The sequence below is a fragment of the Empedobacter sp. 225-1 genome, from assembly GCF_030328185.1.
In the GTDB taxonomy this organism is placed as follows: domain Bacteria; phylum Bacteroidota; class Bacteroidia; order Flavobacteriales; family Weeksellaceae; genus Empedobacter; species Empedobacter stercoris.
Genome location: NZ_JACALO010000009.1, coordinates 1 through 21,631, shown reverse-complemented (window position 1 = coordinate 21,631; position 21,631 = coordinate 1). Strand labels below are relative to the sequence as shown.

The window sequence follows — 21,631 nt, the reverse complement described above, 5'->3', positions numbered from 1 at the left end:
TTACCACATTACCACATTACCACATTACCACATTACCACATTACCACATTACCACATTACCACATTACCACATTACCGCATTACCACATTACCACATACTCCCAACATCAAGGCAAGATGAAGGCAAGATGAAGGCAACATAGTGGCAGTAGAGTGGCAATAAAGTTGAGGTAATAAAAAAGAGAAGTTTTACTTCTCTTTTTTATTCATCATTTAAGTTTCTTTGAAGTAATCGATTAGACTTATATACTCAAAGACACTCAAAACTAAAGAAATTCATAGAACAATAAAGATTACAACAGGTATATTTTATAAAAAGAATGTATAATTTATAAATTATACACTTTTAAACGATTAAGTACTTAATAAACGATTTAATATTTAAAATAAAGTATTTTAGTAGTAATCAATAGATCTATATCATGAAAAGAGTTGTAATTTACACATGCATACTCTTACTACTACCATTTATATCAAAGGGTCATCAAATTGATTCTTTAGCCTCAAAAGATAATACTTATTTAATCGAAAGATTGGATGCATTAATACAAGAAAAAAATCATCCAAATGCGATGCTATATGTGCAAGCGTATATAAGAAATGCTAAAAAAGAAAAGGATAAGCTAAATTTGTTTTACGCCTATAAAGAAGGAATATTTTTTTCAAAGGAATTAAATATTCAATTAGAATATGCAGATAGTGCAATAATTACTGCACGAAAATTAAAAAACAAAGAATTAGTTGCATCAGCTTTATTATCAAAAGGATTAGCCTATAACAAAGCAAAATATTATAGAGACGCGTTGCAAAATTACTTAAATGCTGATCAGGAGTTAAAATATTCAAAAGACCAGTATTTATTACATAAAGTAACGTTTAACATGGCGATGATAAAAATAAAATTACATCAATATAACCAAGCAGAAGAATTGTTACTTAAATGTAAAACCTTTTTTAAAACAAAACCAGAGAACAAAGATTACCAAGCCTATTTATTAAATACAATATATCAATTAGCATGTCTCCATCAAGAAGTTGGTAACAAAGCAAAAGCGAAAGAATTTAATCAATTAGGATTAAATAAAAGCAAAATTGAAAACAACGAATTTTTCTACAGATACTTTACGATAAATAAAGCAATTGATGAGTTTTTAAATGATCAATTTGAGACGGCTATTCATATATTATCGACTAAAGAAGATATTTTAATAAAAACGAATGATTTTAATACACTAACCAAAATCTATTACTACAAAGCAAAGGGATTTGATAAATTGAATAATCAACAACATAAAATATTATATTTTAACAAAATAGATAGTATTTTCAATGAATTCAACTTCTTAGATATTAAATACAGACCGATATACGAAAACATTTTAGGTGAGGCATTAGCAGCTTCTGATACCAGTAGGCAGCTATATATAGTCAATCAATTACTAAAAATGGATGAGTTAAATTATAAGTTAGATGCAGAAATGATACAAGTTGTGTACAAAGAATACGACACAGTGCAATTACTTAAATTAAAGGAAAAAATATTGAATAAGTCTCAAAAATTATATTACGTATTAGCTACGTCTTTTACTGGAATTATAGTATTGATCGTAGGAATTGTAAAAACGAGAAATAAAAATAAACATTTAATCGAAAAATACAATCTGTTTATTGAAGAATCTGCTCAATCAAGTTACAAAGAACGGAAACCATCGATTAAAAATGAAGATGAATTGAACAAAGAGGCATTTGAAAGTTTATTGTTAAAATTTGAAGAATTTGAACAAAATAAAGAATTTTTAAACCCTAATATAACAGTGGTAAGTTTAGCAAAATCTTTTTCAACGAATACCACTTATTTATCAAAATATGTCAATCAGTACAAAGGAATTAATTTTTCATCGTACATCAATCGGTTGAGAATAAAATTTATTACTGATTTATTGCAAGAACAGCCACAATACCTTAATTATAGTGTAGGGGCATTAGGAGAAATAGTAGGTTATATGAATCCAAGACAATTTTCAAATGTATTTTACAGTGAAACAGGTTTACGACCTTTAGATTTTATAAAAATTCAAAAACAAAAAAATAACGAGAGTATATAATGGTTTATTAATGTAATTTATTGACATACAGGTGCTAAAAAAGACTTAGCTATTGCTTTAAACATATTGCTGTTGCAACTTTACAAAACCATTGCGCAATGGAGATCAATGTTTAATTTAAAATTTAAAAAAATGGCAAAGCAAAAAGGCTTTTTAAAACTTAGAGGTTCAATCGGAGATTTAAACTTCTACAAATCAAAAGATGGTTATATGGTGAGAGAAAAAAGTTCTATAGACCGTAATACCATAATGAGTGATCCGCGTTTTCAGCGTACCAGAGAAAATATGCAAGAATTTAAGAATGCAGGTACTGCTGGTAAAACATTACGAAACGCATTCAATGCGATCATAAAAAATGCAAAAGACAGCAGATTATCCAGTCGTCTCACAAAAGTAATGCATGGTATCCTAAAAGAAGATACTACAAATGCTCGTGGACAAAGAAATGTACACAAAGGAAATCAATTATTGATGAAAGGATTTGATTTTAATGCAGGGGCATCATGGTTAAAAACAGTCTTAATTCCGGTACAAGTAGAAATAGAGCGTATTTCTGGTGAAACAAAATTTACATTAGAAGCATACAAACCCTTAGATGTGATAATAGCACCACAAGGAGCAACCAATTACCGTTTTGTAGCAGCTTCTACAGAAATTGATTTTGAGAAAAACGAATACATTACAAAAACATCGTATACAAACTATTACCCATACGATGAAGTAGAGGTGAACGATGTAGAATTGTTAAACAATCTTTCTCCAAATTCAGAGCATACAATCGCTTTAGCAATTGGAATCGAATTCTATCAAGAGGTGAATACCGTTTTGTATCCATTGAAAAATGGAAGTTTTAATGCGGCACATTTAATCGAAATCAATTTACCATGACGACAATTGTAGTAAAACGAACGTATTATCCAAATGGTACAAATGGTAGCTTATTCCTCAACGATAAGTTTATTTGTTATACTATCGAGTTACCATGGAAAGAGAACGAACCACGCAATTCATGTATTCCAGAAGGATATTATGCAATCCAAAAGAGAAGCTCACCAAAATTTGGTCAACATTTTCTGATTGCAAATGTACCCAATCGTTCATTGATCTTAATTCATCCTGCCAATAATGCAAAAACAGAATTGAAGGGATGTATTGCTCCTGTAACAAAATTAACAGGTGAAGGGAGAGGAGAGTTATCAAGAAAAGCATTTACAAAACTTAAAGCTTTAGTAAATGATAAACTTGATCGTAATCAAAAAGTAAATGTAAAGATTAAAAATAAAGAATATGACAATTCTTAATCGTTTTACAGCACCTACACCTAAATTGTTCCAACGAATACGAAATGTTGGATTAACCTTAGCTGCAATTGGAGGTGTATTAATAGCTGCACCTATTGCATTACCAACAACAATTATAACAATAGGTGGTTACCTAACAGTTGCTGGTGGTGTTTTATCAGCAGTGAGTCAATTAACAGTAAACGACAAAAACTATAGTAATGATGATGAATAATAGTAATACATCGCTAATTGTTGGGACAATAGGAGGAACTGTGACAAGTTTGGTAGCGACCATTCAATGGGAACAACTTGTTTATACGATTTGTATGGGAATAGTTGGTGCAATTTGCAGTTATGGAACATCATATTTATTGCATAAGAAAAACAACCCCTTCGACGAAGATTAAGTGTATGATTAGAAATAAGATTTGGTAATCTTAATTTATTAATGTAAATTTTAACAACATTCATTTAAGTTTCATTGAGGTAATACTAATTATTACAGAAATGAAAAATAACGAATTACAAAGAATGGTGATTTATCCAAAAGATGTATCAATTATTACGGGAAAGGGGTATAGGCAAAGTCTACGCTTACTCAATAGAGCCAAGCAGTTAATCGGAAAAGAAAAAAGTGACTTCCTTACATTTGACGAATTTTTGATTGCTTTTAAGATGAAATCGTAAAACCAAAAAAAGAAAAAGGTTCTCAATTAAAAATTGAAAACCTTTTTCTATATTATATAATTTCTAATAAGTATTATTTGCCAATGCAAAACTTGCCAAATATCGTCCCAAGAATATCTTGGTCAACATCTATTTCTCCTGTAATATGACCTAAATAAGTTAAGGCTTCACGAATATCCATGGCTAATAAATCGCCAGGAAGTCCCATGTCCATACCTTGTTTTATTTTTCCGATTTGTGAAAGTGTATTTTGCAGTGCTTCTAAGTGACGCGAATTGGTTACAATCGTGTCGTCTTGATTGCTTCCTTTTAATTTGATTTGATGGATCAAATTTTCTTTTAAAGCCTCGATATTGTAGTGGTCTTTTGCCGAAATTTCTAAATGTACAACATCTTTAAACTCCTGTTTGATAGCATCAGAAATGGATGATTCGTTATTGTTTACATCTATTTTATTCGCTACATTAAACAAAATTTTACCACGTCGTTGCAAATCATCTAATTGATTGGCAATTTGGTTATCTGCTGTAATATTCGCGTCATACAAATAAATGATAATTGTTGCATTGTCAATTTTTTCAAATGTTTTTTCTATTCCAATACGTTCGATACTGTCACCAGCTTCACGAATCCCTGCGGTATCAATGAAACGAAATCCAACACCGTCAATATAAATAGTTTCCTCGATTGTATCTCGTGTTGTTCCTTCAATGTCCGAAACAATGGCACGTTCTTCGTTTAATAAAGCATTCAACAAAGTAGATTTACCTGCATTGGGTGCTCCGACAATAGCAACAGGAACTCCATTTTTAATCACATTTCCAAATGCAAAAGAATCAGCTAAACGTTTAAGAATCGATTGTAATTGGTTTAATAAATTATAAAATTGCGATCGATCTGCAAATTCGACGTCTTCTTCAGAAAAATCCAACTCCAATTCCATCAAAGCAGCAAAGTTGATCATCTGTTCTCTCAAATCTTTGATTTGATTCGAGAAACCACCACGCATTTGTTTGATTGCAATTTCGTGTGATGCTTTCGAGTCCGAAGCAATCAAATCGGCCACAGCTTCTGCTTGTGTTAAATCCATTTTGCCGTTCCAAAAAGCGCGGAATGTATATTCTCCTGGATTGGCATTACGAATGCCAATTTTATTTAATAGTTCTAATACTTTTTGTTGGATATAAATTGAGCCATGTGTCGAAATTTCGACAACATCTTCACCTGTATAAGAATGCGGATTTTTGAAAATAGAAAATAGCGCTTCATCAACAATGGTATCGCCGTCCATCACATAACCCAAATGTATAGTATGAGAAGAAGCTTCATTCAAAGATTTAGTAGCATTAAATTTTGATTGATAAATCTGAGCAACTTTAGAAATTGCTTCTGGTCCAGAAATACGAATAACCGCTATAGCGCCCATTCCATTGGCTGTTGCCAATGCACAAATTGTATCGTTGTTTAGCATATTGCAAATTTACAATTTTATTGGGAGAGATGAAATTATTTGACAAATCTTAATAAAAAGTTAAAATATGATTTTTAAATCATTTTAAATAAGTGTTAACGTTATAAAAAAAACAATATATTAGAGTGTTTTTAAAGGTGTTAACATTTATTTATGTTAATATCTTCTTATGATATTTCTTTCAAATGATTAAATTTGAATGCCCTTACCTTCTGAAAATTCAATTAGAAATAATTGAATTTTTGGAACTAATATTTACAATTATTACTTAATCAATAAATGATTTAGTGAAAATATCTTATAAAATCAGCAGTAATAACTATTACTGCTGATTTTTTTTATTTCGAATTGTAGCTCGCTCTCACTGTGATCTGAGCTGTTTTTTGTCGAGAAATTGTATTAAACGATCCACCTGCCGAATATTCTTCATTGTCATTTTTTCCTGTAATCTGGAAAATTCCTAAATCGGCTTGTTTTAATTTTCCTAAACTCGATCCAGATTTTGTAGCAATATTTTCTGCTCGTTGTTTCGCATTTTCAGAAGCCTGTGCAATTAATTCTAATTTCAAATCTTCTAATTTTGAGTAATAATAATTAGGACTCGAAGAACTTAATTCAATTCCTTGACTAATTAAATTTGAGATTTCGCGCGAAGCTTTTTCAATTTTATCCAATTCTTTTGACTCAATTGTGGCGTCTTGCGATAAATTGTAGCCTGTAAATTGACTGAAAGAATTACCATTAGAATCGCTTCCATATTGAAAATCTTTTGTGATATTCACCGCTTCAAATACAATTTCATTTGGTTTGATTCCTTGCGAAATGAGAAAGTTTTTTACAATGACCTGATCAGTTTTTAATTGATCCGAAGCAACTTTCAAATCAAAATCTTTTCGACTAAAAGTAGCTCGCCATTTGACTAAATCAGCATCAAAGTTTTTCAATGCATTTCCTGTCACATTAATGGATTCTGTTGTTTTGAATTTATATTTATAGGCATTTCCTAAAATACAAGCTGCGGCAATTAATCCGACGGCTAAAATAGAAGCGACAATAACTGAAAATTTATTCATAATAATATGGTTTTCAGTAAATATACGAAAAAATAAAAAACGATTATTCACTACTAATAGTGAAGTTATGCCAATAAAATAGGAAAATCTTGATTGATAATAAAAATGATTAAATTTCCTTCAGAATAATCAATAGTCACTAAATCTTCTGTAGCTTTATTGCGCGTTCCAATACGAGAAAGTAAGTTTAAATCTTCGTTGTTTAATGGATATTCTAAACCTTTTGTGACTATATTTTTACATTCAGGAAAGGGTAGAAGTGAAATTGTTCTTCCAAAATAACCTTCTAATTTTGTTTCTTTTTCTGCGAAAAAATAATGGCTATAATTATCGTAAAATAAAATATTGATTTGATTTTTAAAACGAAAAGCAGCATTTAAATTTCCGATAAAATGGTCTTGTTGTCGACCACTTGCACCAAAAACATCAACATGTTCAAATCCTTTATCAATAATGATTTGCAATGCTTTTGCAAAATCGGTGTCGTTTTGTTCTGGTGTCGATATAACCTCAATTCCAGCAGGAAAATCATTGTGCTGTGTTGAATCAAAATCGCCCGAAATAACATCGGGCGTTATATTTAATTGCTGTAAATAATGAAAAGCTCCATCTGTACAAAAAATAAGATCATAATCTGTAGCAGTTGGAAAAATGGTTGGAATTTCACCATTCAGAAATAAAAGTGCTTTGTTATTCACCTGGAATCCATTTTACTTCTTCGTGATTATTGTCTGCGGCAATTTTACGACCTAATACAAATAGATAATCAGAAAGTCGATTTAAATATTTTTGTAATTCAGAACGAATATCTTCTACTTCAGCTAATCCAACTGTTAAACGTTCTGCGCGACGACAAATGCAACGTGCCACATGTGCGTGTGATGCAGCTTGGTTTCCACCTGGAAGAATAAAATGTGTCAATTGTTCTAATTGTCCTTCCAAATCATCAATCCATTCTTCTAATTGTAGAATATCTTCTTCGGAAATAGTTTTCGGAATACGAGGTTTACCATTTGCTAAATATAATTTATCGACTGGTGTAGCTAATTCTGCACCAAGATTGAATAAATCTTTTTGGATAATTATAATTTCTTCCTCCAATGCAGGATCGATTTCATAAGAACGGATTAACCCTAAATAAGAATTTAATTCATCAACTGTTCCGTATGAATCAATTTTTAAACTATTTTTTGAGACACGAGTTCCACCATATAAACCTGTTGTTCCTTTGTCTCCTGTTTTTGTATATACTTTCATGTGATTTCAACTAACTAATAATTATCGAAGATAAACATTTTATTGCAAATTTTTAGGTAAAAGAGGTTTTGTTAAAAAGTGATACCCAACTGCAACAACAATCAATACAACTGAAGTTAAAATCCATAAAACATCAAATCCGTACGATGTTGCAATATGCGTTCCTAGGAATGGAGAGATTATAAATGCAGCTGCATTCGACATTCCATTTAAGCCCATATAAGCACCACGATTATTTCTTTGAGCTCGGAAAGCCGTAACGGTAGACATTAAGGGTAAAACCAACATTTCACCAATAGACATCATAAAAATGGCTACATATAACATACCGATGGTATGATTGAAACTGAAAATAGAATAACTAATTGCGGTTATAAAAGAACCAAATACCAAGAGTTTAGTAATGGTGTATTTTTTTTCGGTATAATGGATCAATAACATTTCAAAAACCACAATGATAATTCCACTGAATCCCATTAATAGTCCAATTTCTGATTGCGTCATTTGAACAACATCTTTATAGAAGAGCGGAAGTGTATTTAGAATTTGGAAAAATGCAACCGAAAATAATAAACATATAATATTGAATAAAATAAAAGGCATGTCGGTGTATGCATTACGTTCTTTTACTTCTTGTTGTTCAATTTCCTTTGCTTCATCTTCTACTGTGTTTCGTTCTTTTCTACCATAGAAAAAAGAAACGAATACAATTCCTGCGATAAGTGCTGCACCTGCATTACAATAGAAAAGCAAATCGTACGAATAATTGGATAAGAATCCGCCCATCGATGGTCCAATAGAAAAGCCTAAATTAATTGCCATACGGTTTAAAGAAAATGCACGGGTAATGTTTTGTTTTTTAGCATAACGTGTAATGGCAACCGAGTTAGCTGGACGAAACATTTCGCTTATTGTACTTAAAATAAGCATGATGATTGAAAACGATAAGACCGTTGAAAAATAAGGCAAGATTAAAAATAAGGGCGCACTCAAAAATAAACTTAAAGCTTGTACTTTGAAGTTACCAATTTTATCAGTAATCCATCCGCCAAGCCATGAACCTAAAACTGCTCCAATTCCATAACAACTTAAAACAATTCCAGATTGTTCTAAACTAAAATCAAGTTCAGAAATCAAATAAATTCCTAAAAAAGGTAAAACCATCGAACCCATCCGATTTAACAACATGACGATGGCTAACATCCAAGATTCCTTCGATAATCCACTATAAGCGTCAATGTAAATTTTCAGAATTTTTTTCATCTCCTCATTTTCTTTAAAAAAGTAGTACAAAGTTAAGTTCTTTTTTCGCAAAAATTCGTTTATTTATCAAGCTTTCTGATATTCTTTGATTACTTTTGAGACCACTAAGAAAATAAACTCATCACTATGCTATTTTATCACTTCATTCTAAAGATCTTAATTGTAATCAATGGGCTTGGAGCTGCCTCTGGATTGGTTGTAGATAAACGCTATGTTTATACTATTTCTGATGATAATCCACATTTATTTGTCTACGATAAGAAGAAAAAAGAAGTTGAAAAAATAAATTTGAATCCTGAAGTAAAGTCTGAAGGAAACCATAAAAAAGATAAACCAGATTTTGAAGCAATTACGAAATACAAAGATCATTTATATATTTTAGGTTCAGGATCAAAAGAAAATCGTTTCGATTTGATTTCATATAATCTTAAAACGAAGCAAGTAGAAAATGAAACGTATCGTCATCTTTTTGAAAAGTTTTTAAGTGTTTCGAAATTATCTAAAAAAGATTTTAATATCGAAGGTATCATTACAGATGGACATTGTACTTATTTTTTTAACAGAGGAAATGGACCTGCTGCTGCAAATGGAATTTATAGAGTGGGAGGTGCTTTAAATGATTTGAAAAATAAACCAATTGATTATTACCCAATAACATTACCAAAATTAAATAACGAAATCACAACTTTTTCTGATGCGATTATGGTTGATGGTAAAATATTGTTTACGGCAACGGTAGAATCTAAAAGTACAACTCAGTTTAATGGAGAAATAAAAGGCTCTATTATTGGCGAGTTGGATTTAGCGATTATGGAGGTTATACGTTGGCAAAAAATATCAGACGATAAGAAAATCGAAGGATTAGCGTTATACAAAGAATCTCGAAAAAACTATACCTTGTATTTGTGCGAAGATAATGATGATGATTCGAAAAATGCATCGATTTATATCTACAAATATCAAAAAGAACTTTAAATTTTAGAATAACGATGATCAAAATACGGACATTGATTTTCGATTTATTCTTAAAAAATTGTGAAAGTATTTTCAAGACTATTATATTTGTCCGTCAAAATTTATTTATCAATTAAACATTATGCGAGGAAGATGGCTCATTGCAGCATTTGCAATCATTTTAAGTCTCTTGTGTATCAGACAACTAAGTTATACTTGGTACACCACTAAAGTAGAGAATGAGGCTGCGCGTTTGGCGAGTAAGCCAGAAGACGAACCAAGAATTTTAGATAGCTTGGCTCAGCATCCTCTTGATTTAGGAATTATCAAGTACGATTACGAGTATGCCAAAAACAATGAAATCAATTTAGGATTAGATTTGAAAGGTGGTATTAACGTAATTTTACAAGTTTCTGAAAGAGATTTATTACTAAATTTATCAGCGAAAAGTCAAAATCCAATGTTGGCAGCAGCTTTGGACGCTACTGATAAAGCCCAAAAAACAAACGGTAACGTACCTTATGTAGAATTATTTTTTCAAGAGTTTGATAAAATAAAAGGAGGAACAAAATATGCAGCTGCGGATTTGTTTGGTAACAAAAACAATGCAGATAAAATTGCTTATAACGCTTCTGACGATCAGGTAAAAGAGGTGATTCGTAAAGATATCGAAGCTAAAGTTGCCACTGCATATGATGTAATTAAGTCTCGTATCGACCAATTTGGAGTTGTAGAACCAGTTGTTCAACGATTAGGAGATAAAGGTGATGGACGTATCTTGGTAGAATTACCAGGTGTTTCTGATACTGACCGTGTAAAAAAATTATTACAATCTACAGCAAAATTAGAGTTTTGGCAGGTTGTTCGTCAAGATCCAACAGTTTTACAATATTTTTCTGGTGTAAATACAGAAAAGTACAATGTAAAAAATGACAAAGGACAAACGATTAAATCGTTAGCTGAAGTTATGCAACCAACAGGTTCTAATGCGAGTTTTGTTGTAAATGTTAAAGATACCGCTGTTGTTAATCGTGTGTTACAAGACAAAAGTTTTGTGCCTGGTTTACCAGCAAACATCAGAGGATATAAATATTCTTGGGCGAATAAGCCAATGAATTTAGGAAATCAAGCTAATGATAAATCAGCGCCTAAATTATTAGAATTTTATGTTTTAAAAGGGAAAAATGGTTCTCAAGAGCCATTAATTGAAGGTGATAAAGTAGTTTCAGCTTCTGCAGATCGTAACCCAGGCTCTATTACAAATGAACCAGTAGTTTCGATGCAAATGAATCCAGTAGGCGCACAAGAATGGGCACGTATTACGGACGAATTAAAACCTTCTGCAATTGATCGTGACGGACAAGGTGTTGCAATTGTGTTAGATAATATGGTGTATTCTGCACCGAATATTAAAAACCAAATTACAGGAGGTAACTCTCAAATTTCGGGTAACTTTACGTTAGAAGAAGCAAAAGATTTAGCAAATATTTTACAAGCAGGTTCTTTACCAGCTTCATCTAAAATTGTTTCAGCGGAGGTTGTAGGACCTTCATTAGGACAAGAAGCAATTAACAGTTCTTTGATTGCATTTGGTTGTGCGTTTACATTGGTATTAATCTGGATGTTGTTCTACTACAGCCGTGCAGGTATCTATGCGAACATAGCATTAATCGTTAACTTATTATTCTTATTAGGATTCTTAGTTTCATTAAAAGCTACTTTATCTTTACCAGGTATCGCCGGGATTATCTTGACGTTGGTAACAGGAATGGACGCAAATATCTTAATTTACGAACGTGTAAAAGAAGAATTAAGAAAAGGAAAATCATTACGACAAGCAGTAGATTTTGCTTACTCTTGGAAAGGTGCTTTCTCTGCAATTATTGATGCGAATTCAACATCATTTATCACAGCTTTAATTTTATTCTTCTTTGGTAAAGGTCCAGTTGTAGGTTTCGCAACAACGTTTATGATTGGTATTTTTACTTCTACATTTACAGCGATTTTTATTACACGTTATTTTGTAGAAGGTCGTTTAGCAAAAGGAAAATCAGTTCCTTTCTATACATCTTTTACAGCGCATTGGTTACAAAATATCAAAGTTGACTTATTAAAAACAAGAAAGATTTCGTATGCGATTTCAGCTGTTTTAACTACTGTAGCATTGATTTCTATTTTCACAAAAGGATTTGATATGGGTATCGAATTCCAAGGTGGACGTACATATACAGTTCGTTTTGATAAACATGTAGATCCTCAGCAAATTTCTGAAAGTTTAGGTGATGTCTTTGTTTTGGACGGAGAAAAAATGCAACCTCAAGTAAAAACATATGGTGGTCAAAATCAAGTAAAGATTACAACTGCATACAAAGCAGATGAGGATGGAACTAATGTAGATGACGAAATAAAAGATAAATTATATACAGGGCTTAAATCTTATTTACCAGCAAATATGTCTGAGAAAGATTTCTCAGAAGATAATGCGACAATAGGTTTAATGTCTTCTGCAAAAGTAGGTCCTACAATTGCTGATGATACGACAAGAGCTTCATTTATTGCAGTTTCTTTAGCATTAGTAGCAATTTTCTTCTACTTAATCATCATGTTCAAACGTTGGCAATTCTCATTATCAACTATCATTGCTTTGGCGCATGACGTAATTATTGTATTAGGTGTTTTCTCTTTATTTAAAGGTGTTTTACCATTCAATATGGAGATTGACCAAGCCTTTATTGCTGCGATTTTGACAGTAATTGGTTATTCGATGAATGACTCGATTATTATCTTGGATCGTATTCGTGAAAACTTAACAGTTGAGAAAAACCATAAATTGTATAATATTATTAATATTTCTACATCAGAAACATTATCTCGTACAATCAATACGTCTTTATCAACGTTCTTAATCGTATTAATCATCTTTGCATTTGGTGGAGAATCAATCAAAGGATTTATGTTTGCGAAATTGATCGGTATCGTAATTGGTACTTTCTCATCTATTTTCGTTGCATCTCCTTTATTGTACGACTTTACGAAAAAAGGTCAAATGAATAAATAAGATTCAATTTTAAATAAATTTTAAGAAAGCCATCAGAGAAATTTGATGGCTTTTTTTCTTTTACTCCATTTAGATTTTATACATTTGTTTCGTGAATAGTTTAGTAATATACCCAGCGTTTTTAGACTTTCAAGAAGTCGTGATTATTATGGTAGTTGCCGTGGTAATTTTTGGACCAGATAAAATTCCGGAAATTGCACGTGGTTTGGGAGCTGCAGTACGAAAACTGAAAGAAGCTTCAGAAGATATCAAACAAGAAATTATGAATCCTGTTCAGGAAGTAGATCCAACAAAGGACATTCAAAATACAATTAATGAATTAAATCCATTGAATGAAGTGAAAGAAACTTTTCAAAAAATTAATCCAATGGAAGATTTCCAAAAATCGTTTGAAGAGGTAAGTAATCCAGTTGATGAATTACACAATGCCATTCATCAAGAGAATACTGTCGAAACAGCTTTGAGAGATACAGATTCACCAACAATGAAGCCAGTAGATCCAGTTCAAGATATAGAAACTCCAACTTCAACTGAACCAATTGCAGAAGAACCTGTAGAACCAGTTGTTGAAGAACCTACGATTATCAAGGAACCAAAAACTGTCGATGAAGCATTAGGATTAGGTGGATCAGTAAGTAGATAATGATACAAGATTTTTTTGATTGGGACGTACAAATATTTTTGTATTTCAATAATTTAGGTACAGAAAGTTGGGATTGGTTTTGGTTATTGGTTACCAATAAAAAAACGTGGATTCCGCTTTATGTCATATTTCTTGTTTTGTTGTACATTAAACTTGGATGGAAAAAGACATTATTAGCCGGAATTTGTGTTGCGTTAATGATAACGTGTGCTGATCAATTTACCAATATCCTAAAAAATTCTTTCCAACGTTATAGACCATGTTATACAGAATCTATTCAAGGCTTATTCCGTCCAATAGATTGTGAGGGGAGAGGTCGTTTTGGTTTTACATCTGCTCATGCTTCTAATCACATGGCGATTGCTATTTTTATGGGAATTATTTTAAGACGCTATTACAAATGGTTATTGTATGTTTTAATTGTTTGGGCATTAATGGTTGCTTACAGTAGAGTATATGTTGGTGTACATTTTACAGGTGATATATTTTTCGGAACCTTAATCGGTGTATTTTTCTCTATCATATTCCTAAAAATATATTATTTCTTGGAAAAAAAATATTTGCAGAATATCTAAAATAAAATTGACTAAATCAATACATATCAAAAAAGTCTATAACAATTTGTTATAGACTTTTTTAGTAAACTTAATTAAGTTATTTATACAATTATGTAAAATAGAAATAAAACTATTCGATTGTTTCGTCCAGTTTCTTAGGCTTTTTCTTCAAACGAAGAGCTTTCTTTTTTGCTAAGAATGAATTCAAATCTTCATCAATTTCAGTAGAATTTTCATCACCCAAAAGATAGCCCCAAGGTTTTAGTTCGGTCACATTATCAAAAACAATTTTCATCAACGCAAGGATTGGTATAGATAACAACATTCCCATAATTCCCCAAGTCATTTCGCCAATAACCAAACCAATAATGACAATTAGTGAATTTATTTTTACTTTAGATCCGACAATTTTTGGCATCACAACATTTCCGTCAATTGCGTGAATTGCAATGAAAGCAATTAATACAAAAAATAATTTTGAGGTAGACATTGTTGCGAAGGTGATGATAAGCGTTACGATTAATGAAATAATAATCCCAACATACGGAACAACGTTAAGTACTCCTGTTAAAATAGCCAATACAAATTTATATTTGAGCCCAAGAATCGAAAATGAAATAAATGATAAAATTGAAACTATTAGCATTTGTAAGAATAAGCCAATTAAATATTGTTTGACCATTTTTTGAATAGATGTAATCACATTATATACTTGATCGTGCGTATTCGAATTGAAAGCGTAATAAAGGAATTTAACCAAATGTCCACGATAAATAAGCAAGAAAACGATGTATAAAAAAGTAAATAAAACGGTTACAGTCATTGACGACACGATTGAAAGTACCTTTTCTATGACAATTGTACTTGTCTCGATAGTGGTTTTTACATTTTTTGTCAAATATTCCATTTGCGCATGCGAATTAATACCAAACGTGTGATGAATCCATTTCTGTAAATCGATAAAAGCTTCAATTATCTGCATCTGAAAAACAGGCCATTCATTCGCTATATCAGCCATTTGTAAGGCGATTAAATAGAAAATTCCTAATATAAATGCTGCAAATAATAGAGTTGTTATGATACTTGAAATTGCTCTTGGAAGAAACAAATATCTTTCGAAAAAAGTAGAAATAGGCGATAGTAATATCGAAATTAAGAAGCCTAAAATTAATGGAACTAAAATCGCTTTACCTATTATTGATATAAATGTTAAACAAATGATTGACAATAATGTGCAAGTTAGTTTTAAATAAAAAGGCCATTTTCTAATGACTTCCATAATGTAAAGTATTTTATGTTGACAATATTATAAAATTGATTCTATAAATATAGTTTTATTTTGTTAGATAATATTTGATTGTATAGTTTATTTCATTAAAAAAACCACGTTGTAAAAACGTGGTTTTCAGTATATAATGAAAGATGATTATTTTTTCTTCGTCTCTTTATTTTCTTCAATAATAGTCATTTCATCAATCAAACGTTGTGCATTTGCATATTTGTCAACTACCCATAAAATATAACGAGCGTCAACCATAATATTACGACAAATTTCTGGATCATAATTTAAATCTGACATAGTTCCTTCCCAAACACGGTCAAAGTTCAATCCGATTAATTCTCCTTTTGCATTTAATGCTGGAGAACCAGAGTTTCCTCCTGTTGTATGATTGGTTGCGATAAAGTTTACAGCTAATTTACCGTCTTTATCAGCATATTTACCATAGTCTTTGTTGTCATATAAACTAACCATTTGTTTTGGTAAATCATATTCGTAATCTCCAGGAACATATTTTTCCATTACGCCATCCATGTGTGTTACAGGTTCGTAATAAACCGCATCACGAGGTTGATAACCATCAACTTTACCATATGTTACACGTAAAGTAGAATTCGCATCTGGGAAGATTTTTTTATCTGTAAATACATCCATTTGCGCTTTCATATAGGTACGCATCAATTTGTTGATCTTATCTTGATTCGCTAAATAGGTAGGCGTTACATTTGTTTGATTCGATTCTAAAACAATACGAACTTGACTAATCAATGCATCTTCTTTTAGCGCTTTAATAAATTCAGCATCGTTTTCAGCTAAAGCTTTGATATTACCTAAAAGAGATTGTCCATTCATTTTTTTCGTTCCGTTAATCACCGAGTTTCCTAAAGCAGTTTTAATGTTTGCTGCAGTTGTATTCGGTAATAATTTTTGTGGAACTACTTTGAAATAATTATCAGCCAAATCAGAAGAAATTGTTTTGTCTAATTCTGGATTATAATCCTTGTGCATAGACGCTACCGTATTCAACGCTTTTGCTTTTGTTTCAGCATAATTTTTTTGCCCTACAGCATTCAAAATATTATTCAACGTTAAAGCCATTCTGAACGTTTCTGAATTTGAGAAAAACGACTCAGAGAACATAATGTTCGCTAAATTATAATCTTGATTTGCTTTATTCACGTCATTTAATTCAGAAATAATGTTCGCATATTGAGCGTTTAATTTCGAATTTTTAGCAATACGATTCATAAATTCTTGTTCGTATTGTTGACGTTTTTCTACCGCTTTCGAACGATTAAGCCCTAAAACTTCACCAATCCATTTTTTGTGTGCATTCGAAATACGTGCTTGTTTAGACGCATACGCAATACGAGTTGCATTGTCTTCTCGCATTTTTTTATCGATGTGCGATAATGCAATTGTACGAACATTAATACGTGCCGGATTGATAACATCTTTGATTTGTTCGATAGAAGAAGCTGGTAAATATTCGTCCGTTACACCTGGAAAACCATAAACAAACGTGAAATCGCCTTCGTTAATTCCCGAAATATTAATTGGTAAGTGATGTTTTGGTTTGTAAGGTACATTGTCTACTGAATATTCTGCAGGTTTATTGTTTTTATCCGCATAGATTCTAAACATAGCAAAATCTCCAGTATGACGTGGCCAAACCCAGTTATCGGTATCATTTCCATATTTACCAATTGCCGACGGTGGTGCACCAACTAAACGTACGTCTTTGAACGTTTCTGTTGTAAATTGGTAGTATTTATTTCCTTTATAGAAAGGTTTAATGAAAACTGTTTGGTACGATTCTTTTTTGCTTTTTGCATTAAAATCTTCGCTATTTTTTTTGATGATTTTGTTACGTTCTTCTTCAGACATATTTTCATTCACACCTTTTAAAATAGCTGTAGTTACATCTTTTATATCAATGATAAAAGTCGCTGTTAACCCTTCGTTTGGTAATTCGTCTTTCAACTCTTTAGCCCAAAAACCATCTGTTAAATAATCATTTTCTAAAGATGAATGCGCTTGAATTTCTCCATAACCACAGTGATGATTAGTTAATAATAAACCATTTGGAGAAATAACTTCAGATGTACAACCACCACCAAAATGCGCAACTGCATTATTGATACTTTTATCTCCAGTACTGAAAATGTCTTTTGATGAGATTTTCAATCCCATGTCTTTCATTTCCTTTTCATTCAATTCTGTCGGAATCCACATTCCTCCACCTTGTTGTGCAAACGCATTGAAACTTGCAAACAAAGCCATTAAAATAGACCCTTTAACGAATAGTTTCTTCATTTTTATTTGATTATTTTATTGTATCGATTTCTTAGATTTTCAAAGATAAAGAAATTTACATAAAACCAACTTGATTTCTTAAAACCATTGTAAATAGTGAGTTTTTAAGGATTAATTTTTAATATTTTTGAGCATTAAATGTAGATAAATGAAAAGAGTACTGTTAGTTGGTTTAATAGCTTTAGGATTGCAATCGTGCACTATAAAAGAAGAATATGTTATTTATGAAGATGGAAAAATTGATTATAATTATTCGTTAAATGGCAATGATTTAAAATCATATATTCAAGATGAAGGTGGTTACAATTCACTTTTGAATGAAAAAAAAGAGGTGGTAGAGAACTTAAAAAAAGGATTAACAATTGAATCATTGCATAAAATAATGATTGAAGATGAAGATTTTTTGAATGATAAAAGGAGTAATGCAATCGCTTATTTTGAGGAAAATAAATTACTATATGAAAAATTTAAACAGCATAAAGTATATATTGATTTTAATGAATTAACGTATTCAACCGAGTTAAATTCAGTATCAACTGTCATCAGTAAAGAAAGTGAAGAGTTGAATACGTTTTTATTCAATTTGTTTATAGCGATTGATAATCCATTCAATACAAATTATTTAAATAATCAGAAGAATATAAATTCAACCAGTACCGAAATTGTATTTAATAAAGAAGATTTTAAGACTTTAGTCAGTGGCTTAATGCCGAATTTTGATGCTGGAATGGGAGATAATATGGTGTATAATAATATGTTTAATTATCAATTAATTATTCATGCGCCAACTAAAATAGTAAGTAGTACAGTTGAAGATGCCAATTTCTCCTTGGACCAAAAAACGATTCGACTAAATTTTACATTCAATGATATTATTTCGGGTAAGAATAAATCAGCCAAAATTACCTATTAAACGCATAGTTTCGTAAATTTGATTTTCGAAACACATTGTAAAATGAAACAAATTGTCGAGTTCCAAGATTTGGGAATGAACAGAAATTACCAAGAAATATGGAATTATCAAGAAAGTCTTTTAGCCGAAAATATAGCCGCAAAACAATACAACAGAGCACAAGAAAAGGAGGGAGGAACTGATTTTAAGAATACCAAAAATCATTTGCTTTTCGTAGAACATCCGCATGTTTATACACTTGGGAAAAGTGGTCATTTAGAAAATATGTTGGCGTCGAGCGATAAGTTAAATGAAATTCAAGCAACATTTGTTAAAACGAATCGTGGTGGCGATATTACGTATCATGGACCGCAACAATTGGTTGGGTATCCGATTATGGATTTAGAAAATTTTAAACCCGACATTCATTTGTATATGCGCAATTTGGAAGAAGTAATCATCAAAACAATTGCAGAATATGGTTTAAAAGGTGTTCGTTCTCAAGGAGAAACAGGTGTTTGGTTAGACGTTGGTCGACCTTATGCGCGCAAAATTTGTGCAATGGGAGTTAAAGCTTCTCGTTGGGTTACGATGCATGGTTTTGCTCTTAATGTGAATACAGATATGCGTTATTTTGAATATATTGTTCCATGTGGAATCCAAGATAAAGCCGTTGCGTCATTAGAAAGAGAGCTCGGTCATCAGGTAGATATGAACGAAGTAAAAGCGTTTACGAAAAAACATTTTGCTGAAGTTTTTGATGTAGCCTATAAATAAACATTTCTAAGAATAAAAATTATAGTAAAGACCGTTTTTTGTAAAACGGTCTTTTTTATTGGTTTTTAATTTGTTATAAACACTTCAATTAAATGTTTTTCATTTTCGACTATTTTTTAATTTTTTGTTAAAGAATAATTATAAATTTAGCACTTATAAAGAAACGTAATAATGGAAAATAACCAAATCAAAACGAATTATCCAGCGCTCTATACACTGATAATCGTCTTTTTTTTCTGGGGTTTTATTGCCGCAGGTAACAATATTTTTATTCCTTTTTGTAAAAATTATTTCAATTTAGATCAATTTCAATCACAATTAATCGACTTTGCATTTTATACTGCGTATTATGTAGGTGCTTTGCTTTTGTATATTTTTGGCGTTGTAAAAGGTAAGGATCTTGTTGGGCAATGGGGATATAAAAGAAGTATTGTTTACGGACTTTTGTTTTCTGCAATAGGAGCTGGCGCAATGATTATTGCGGTTCAAATTAATGTATATACAGCAATGTTAGTGGGGTTATTTATTGTAGCGTTAGGCTTTTCTTTGCAACAAACAGCGGCCAACCCTTTTGCTGTTCTTTTGGGAGATCCTAAAACAGGAACTTCACGTGTAAATTTAGGTGGAGGAATCAATTCCTTTGGAACAACAATTGGTCCGTTAGTAATTGGTTTTGCATTGTTTGGTACTTTTGAACATGTTTCGGATGACGCGATAAAAAGTTTACCACTTACAAAAGTAGAATATCTATACATTGGTGTTGGATTATTGTTTGTTATTGCAGCAGGAATTTTCTTTTTCTCAAAAAAAGTTCCAGATGGTATCAATAACGAACCAATGGAAAAATCTAACAAAGCATTAACAACATTAATTGTAATGACAATTTTATTGTTTGTAATGTTTTTACCAGTATTTTTGAGTTATAAAAGTGATGAGGCTTTAAAAATTGAAGAATTAAGCAGATTAATTGAAGCTAATCAAAATGTAGAATTAGTCAATCAATATAAAGCAGAAATTGCAACAATCAAAGAACCATTAGAAATGTATCGTATGTCATGGTTATTTGGTGCTTTAGCAGTCGTAGTTGTAGGATTATTGTATGCTTATTTCAGCGCTTCAAAAAAGGCAGAAGGCTGGGGAGCGATGAAATATCCTCAATTAATTTTAGGAATGTTAGCCCTTTTTCTTTATGTTGGAGTAGAGGTCGCAATTGGTTCTAATTTAGGTGAATTATTAACATTGAAAGAGTTTGGTAGCCTAAGTTCTTCACAAATTACACCTTACGTGACGATGTATTGGGGAAGTATGATGATTGGTCGTTGGGCAGGTGCAATTAGTGCCTTCAATTTGACTAAATCAAAAAAACAATTGTTATTAATTATTGTTCCATTAATCGCTTATTCAATTATTATTGGTGTTAATACAATGGCTGGTTTCGATATGTCGCATTTGTATTATTATATTATCTGTATTGCTTTACAAATTGTCGCATTCTTTTTATCAAAAGATAAACCAGCTCGTACATTATTAATTTTCGCAATATTTGGAGCAGTAGCAATGATTATTGGATTATTTTCTACAGGTATGACAGCTATCTATGCTTTCTTAGCAGGAGGATTAGCATGTTCTATTATGTGGCCAGCAATTTTCAGTTTATCAATTGTAGGATTAGGAAAATATACTGCGCAAGGATCTGCTTTTTTAGTAATGATGATTTTAGGAGGTGGAATTATCCCGCCAATTCAAGGAAAATTATCTGATATTATTGGAATTCATAATTCGTATATTATCCCATTATTTTGTTTTGCCTACCTTATTTTGTTCGCAATTATGGTAAAAGGATTTTTAACAAAACAAGGAATCAATATTGATGAATTAGAATCAGAAGGTAGTCATTAAAATAGTTTAAATTATGAAATAAAAAAAGCCGAGCAAAAGCTAGACTGCCCCCAAAAGTTTGGACAGATTAAAAATTAATAATTATAAAAATGAGTTCGATATTGTATCGGGCTCATT

General features: G+C 31.3%; 20 protein-coding genes. 13 read left to right on the top strand and 7 right to left on the bottom strand.

The window, feature by feature from the left end:
- Window positions 1-422 precede the first annotated feature (422 nt).
- The 6 genes from HX088_RS04120 to HX088_RS04095 all read left to right on the top strand — a co-directional run bounded on the left by HX088_RS04120 (window position 423) and on the right by HX088_RS04095 (window position 4,075).
- Window positions 423-2,105 carry a helix-turn-helix domain-containing protein gene (locus HX088_RS04120; protein WP_286483512.1) on the top strand — a complete coding sequence of 561 codons (1,683 nt, stop codon included), beginning with the start codon at window positions 423-425 and terminating at the stop codon, window positions 2,103-2,105.
- Window positions 2,106-2,237: 132 nt separating this feature from the next.
- Window positions 2,238-2,993: a hypothetical protein gene (locus tag HX088_RS04115; protein WP_225542524.1), complete on the top strand. Its 756-nt coding sequence runs from the start codon at window positions 2,238-2,240 to the stop codon at window positions 2,991-2,993.
- On the top strand, window positions 2,990-3,406 hold the full coding sequence (locus HX088_RS04110) for a DUF5675 family protein (protein WP_286483511.1): 417 nt from the start codon (window positions 2,990-2,992) through the stop codon (window positions 3,404-3,406). Before HX088_RS04115 ends, HX088_RS04110 begins: the two co-directional genes overlap by 4 nt.
- Complete coding sequence (locus HX088_RS04105; RefSeq protein WP_225542522.1) at window positions 3,393-3,620, top strand: hypothetical protein; 228 nt, start codon at window positions 3,393-3,395, stop codon at window positions 3,618-3,620. Before HX088_RS04110 ends, HX088_RS04105 begins: the two co-directional genes overlap by 14 nt.
- Window positions 3,613-3,795 (top strand): hypothetical protein, encoded by a 183-nt coding sequence (locus HX088_RS04100; RefSeq protein WP_286483510.1) that lies wholly within the window; start codon window positions 3,613-3,615, stop codon window positions 3,793-3,795. The genes HX088_RS04105 and HX088_RS04100 overlap by 8 nt, the downstream gene beginning before the upstream one ends.
- A gap of 100 nt (window positions 3,796-3,895) precedes the next feature.
- Entirely contained in the window at window positions 3,896-4,075 is a 180-nt protein-coding gene (locus tag HX088_RS04095; RefSeq protein WP_225539210.1) for a hypothetical protein, read from the top strand.
- A 73-nt stretch (window positions 4,076-4,148) separates the two neighbouring features.
- On the opposite strand, the gene mnmE is transcribed toward HX088_RS04095, so the two are convergent.
- The 5 genes from mnmE to HX088_RS04070 all read right to left on the bottom strand — a co-directional run bounded on the left by mnmE (window position 4,149) and on the right by HX088_RS04070 (window position 9,139).
- Window positions 4,149-5,546, bottom strand: coding sequence for a tRNA uridine-5-carboxymethylaminomethyl(34) synthesis GTPase MnmE (gene mnmE / locus HX088_RS04090; protein WP_171622152.1), 1,398 nt, complete (start codon window positions 5,544-5,546; stop codon window positions 4,149-4,151).
- A gap of 338 nt (window positions 5,547-5,884) precedes the next feature.
- Window positions 5,885-6,619: an SIMPL domain-containing protein gene (locus tag HX088_RS04085; protein ID WP_171622151.1), complete on the bottom strand. Its 735-nt coding sequence runs from the start codon at window positions 6,617-6,619 to the stop codon at window positions 5,885-5,887.
- Between the two features lie 65 nt (window positions 6,620-6,684).
- Window positions 6,685-7,317: a thiamine diphosphokinase gene (locus HX088_RS04080; protein ID WP_286483509.1), complete on the bottom strand. Its 633-nt coding sequence runs from the start codon at window positions 7,315-7,317 to the stop codon at window positions 6,685-6,687.
- Window positions 7,310-7,876, bottom strand: coding sequence for a cob(I)yrinic acid a,c-diamide adenosyltransferase (locus HX088_RS04075; protein WP_286483508.1), 567 nt, complete (start codon window positions 7,874-7,876; stop codon window positions 7,310-7,312). Before HX088_RS04075 ends, HX088_RS04080 begins: the two co-directional genes overlap by 8 nt.
- 39 nt (window positions 7,877-7,915) lie before the next feature.
- A complete protein-coding gene (locus HX088_RS04070) occupies window positions 7,916-9,139 on the bottom strand; it encodes an MDR family MFS transporter (RefSeq protein ID WP_286483507.1) in 1,224 nt (407 codons plus the stop codon).
- A gap of 126 nt (window positions 9,140-9,265) precedes the next feature.
- Here HX088_RS04070 and HX088_RS04065 point away from each other — a divergent pair, with 126 nt between their 5' ends.
- From HX088_RS04065 to HX088_RS04050, 4 genes are all read left to right on the top strand, one after another.
- The gene (locus HX088_RS04065) at window positions 9,266-10,114 is read left to right on the top strand and encodes a DUF6929 family protein (protein WP_286483506.1); all 849 of its coding nucleotides are present in this window, start codon (window positions 9,266-9,268) and stop codon (window positions 10,112-10,114) included.
- 121 nt (window positions 10,115-10,235) lie between these two features.
- Entirely contained in the window at window positions 10,236-13,151 is a 2,916-nt protein-coding gene (secD, locus tag HX088_RS04060; protein WP_260542895.1) for a protein translocase subunit SecD, read from the top strand.
- A gap of 91 nt (window positions 13,152-13,242) precedes the next feature.
- Window positions 13,243-13,794, top strand: coding sequence for a twin-arginine translocase TatA/TatE family subunit (locus HX088_RS04055; RefSeq protein WP_225542498.1), 552 nt, complete (start codon window positions 13,243-13,245; stop codon window positions 13,792-13,794).
- Window positions 13,794-14,369, top strand: a complete 576-nt coding sequence (locus HX088_RS04050) for a phosphatase PAP2 family protein (RefSeq protein WP_171622145.1) — start codon at window positions 13,794-13,796, stop codon at window positions 14,367-14,369. The genes HX088_RS04055 and HX088_RS04050 overlap by 1 nt, the downstream gene beginning before the upstream one ends.
- Before the next feature lie 112 nt (window positions 14,370-14,481).
- On the opposite strand, the gene HX088_RS04045 is transcribed toward HX088_RS04050, so the two are convergent.
- Both HX088_RS04045 and HX088_RS04040 read right to left on the bottom strand, forming a co-directional pair.
- Entirely contained in the window at window positions 14,482-15,630 is a 1,149-nt protein-coding gene (locus HX088_RS04045) for an AI-2E family transporter (RefSeq protein ID WP_286483505.1), read from the bottom strand.
- 147 nt (window positions 15,631-15,777) lie between these two features.
- A complete protein-coding gene (locus HX088_RS04040) occupies window positions 15,778-17,946 on the bottom strand; it encodes a S46 family peptidase (RefSeq protein WP_260542899.1) in 2,169 nt (722 codons plus the stop codon).
- Window positions 17,947-18,094: 148 nt separating this feature from the next.
- On the opposite strand from HX088_RS04040, the gene HX088_RS04035 reads away from it, so the two are divergent.
- From HX088_RS04035 to HX088_RS04025, 3 genes are all read left to right on the top strand, one after another.
- Window positions 18,095-18,859, top strand: coding sequence for a hypothetical protein (locus tag HX088_RS04035; protein WP_260542900.1), 765 nt, complete (start codon window positions 18,095-18,097; stop codon window positions 18,857-18,859).
- 42 nt (window positions 18,860-18,901) lie between these two features.
- Window positions 18,902-19,615, top strand: coding sequence for a lipoyl(octanoyl) transferase LipB (gene lipB / locus HX088_RS04030; protein WP_286483504.1), 714 nt, complete (start codon window positions 18,902-18,904; stop codon window positions 19,613-19,615).
- A 171-nt stretch (window positions 19,616-19,786) separates the two neighbouring features.
- Window positions 19,787-21,514 carry an MFS transporter gene (locus HX088_RS04025; protein WP_260542903.1) on the top strand — a complete coding sequence of 576 codons (1,728 nt, stop codon included), beginning with the start codon at window positions 19,787-19,789 and terminating at the stop codon, window positions 21,512-21,514.
- The last annotated feature ends 117 nt before the right edge of the window (window positions 21,515-21,631 follow it).

Coding starts and splice junctions, on each gene's coding strand:
- HX088_RS04120 (WP_286483512.1), top strand. CDS start 423: ATGAAAAGAGTTGTAATTTACACATGCATACTCTTACTACTACCATTT.
- HX088_RS04115 (WP_225542524.1), top strand. CDS start 2,238: ATGGCAAAGCAAAAAGGCTTTTTAAAACTTAGAGGTTCAATCGGAGAT.
- HX088_RS04110 (WP_286483511.1), top strand. CDS start 2,990: ATGACGACAATTGTAGTAAAACGAACGTATTATCCAAATGGTACAAAT.
- HX088_RS04105 (WP_225542522.1), top strand. CDS start 3,393: ATGACAATTCTTAATCGTTTTACAGCACCTACACCTAAATTGTTCCAA.
- HX088_RS04100 (WP_286483510.1), top strand. CDS start 3,613: ATGAATAATAGTAATACATCGCTAATTGTTGGGACAATAGGAGGAACT.
- HX088_RS04095 (WP_225539210.1), top strand. CDS start 3,896: ATGAAAAATAACGAATTACAAAGAATGGTGATTTATCCAAAAGATGTA.
- mnmE (WP_171622152.1), bottom strand. CDS start 5,546: ATGCTAAACAACGATACAATTTGTGCATTGGCAACAGCCAATGGAATG.
- HX088_RS04085 (WP_171622151.1), bottom strand. CDS start 6,619: ATGAATAAATTTTCAGTTATTGTCGCTTCTATTTTAGCCGTCGGATTA.
- HX088_RS04075 (WP_286483508.1), bottom strand. CDS start 7,876: ATGAAAGTATATACAAAAACAGGAGACAAAGGAACAACAGGTTTATAT.
- HX088_RS04070 (WP_286483507.1), bottom strand. CDS start 9,139: ATGAAAAAAATTCTGAAAATTTACATTGACGCTTATAGTGGATTATCG.
- HX088_RS04065 (WP_286483506.1), top strand. CDS start 9,266: ATGCTATTTTATCACTTCATTCTAAAGATCTTAATTGTAATCAATGGG.
- secD (WP_260542895.1), top strand. CDS start 10,236: ATGCGAGGAAGATGGCTCATTGCAGCATTTGCAATCATTTTAAGTCTC.
- HX088_RS04050 (WP_171622145.1), top strand. CDS start 13,794: ATGATACAAGATTTTTTTGATTGGGACGTACAAATATTTTTGTATTTC.
- HX088_RS04045 (WP_286483505.1), bottom strand. CDS start 15,630: ATGGAAGTCATTAGAAAATGGCCTTTTTATTTAAAACTAACTTGCACA.
- HX088_RS04040 (WP_260542899.1), bottom strand. CDS start 17,946: ATGAAGAAACTATTCGTTAAAGGGTCTATTTTAATGGCTTTGTTTGCA.
- HX088_RS04035 (WP_260542900.1), top strand. CDS start 18,095: ATGAAAAGAGTACTGTTAGTTGGTTTAATAGCTTTAGGATTGCAATCG.
- lipB (WP_286483504.1), top strand. CDS start 18,902: ATGAAACAAATTGTCGAGTTCCAAGATTTGGGAATGAACAGAAATTAC.
- HX088_RS04025 (WP_260542903.1), top strand. CDS start 19,787: ATGGAAAATAACCAAATCAAAACGAATTATCCAGCGCTCTATACACTG.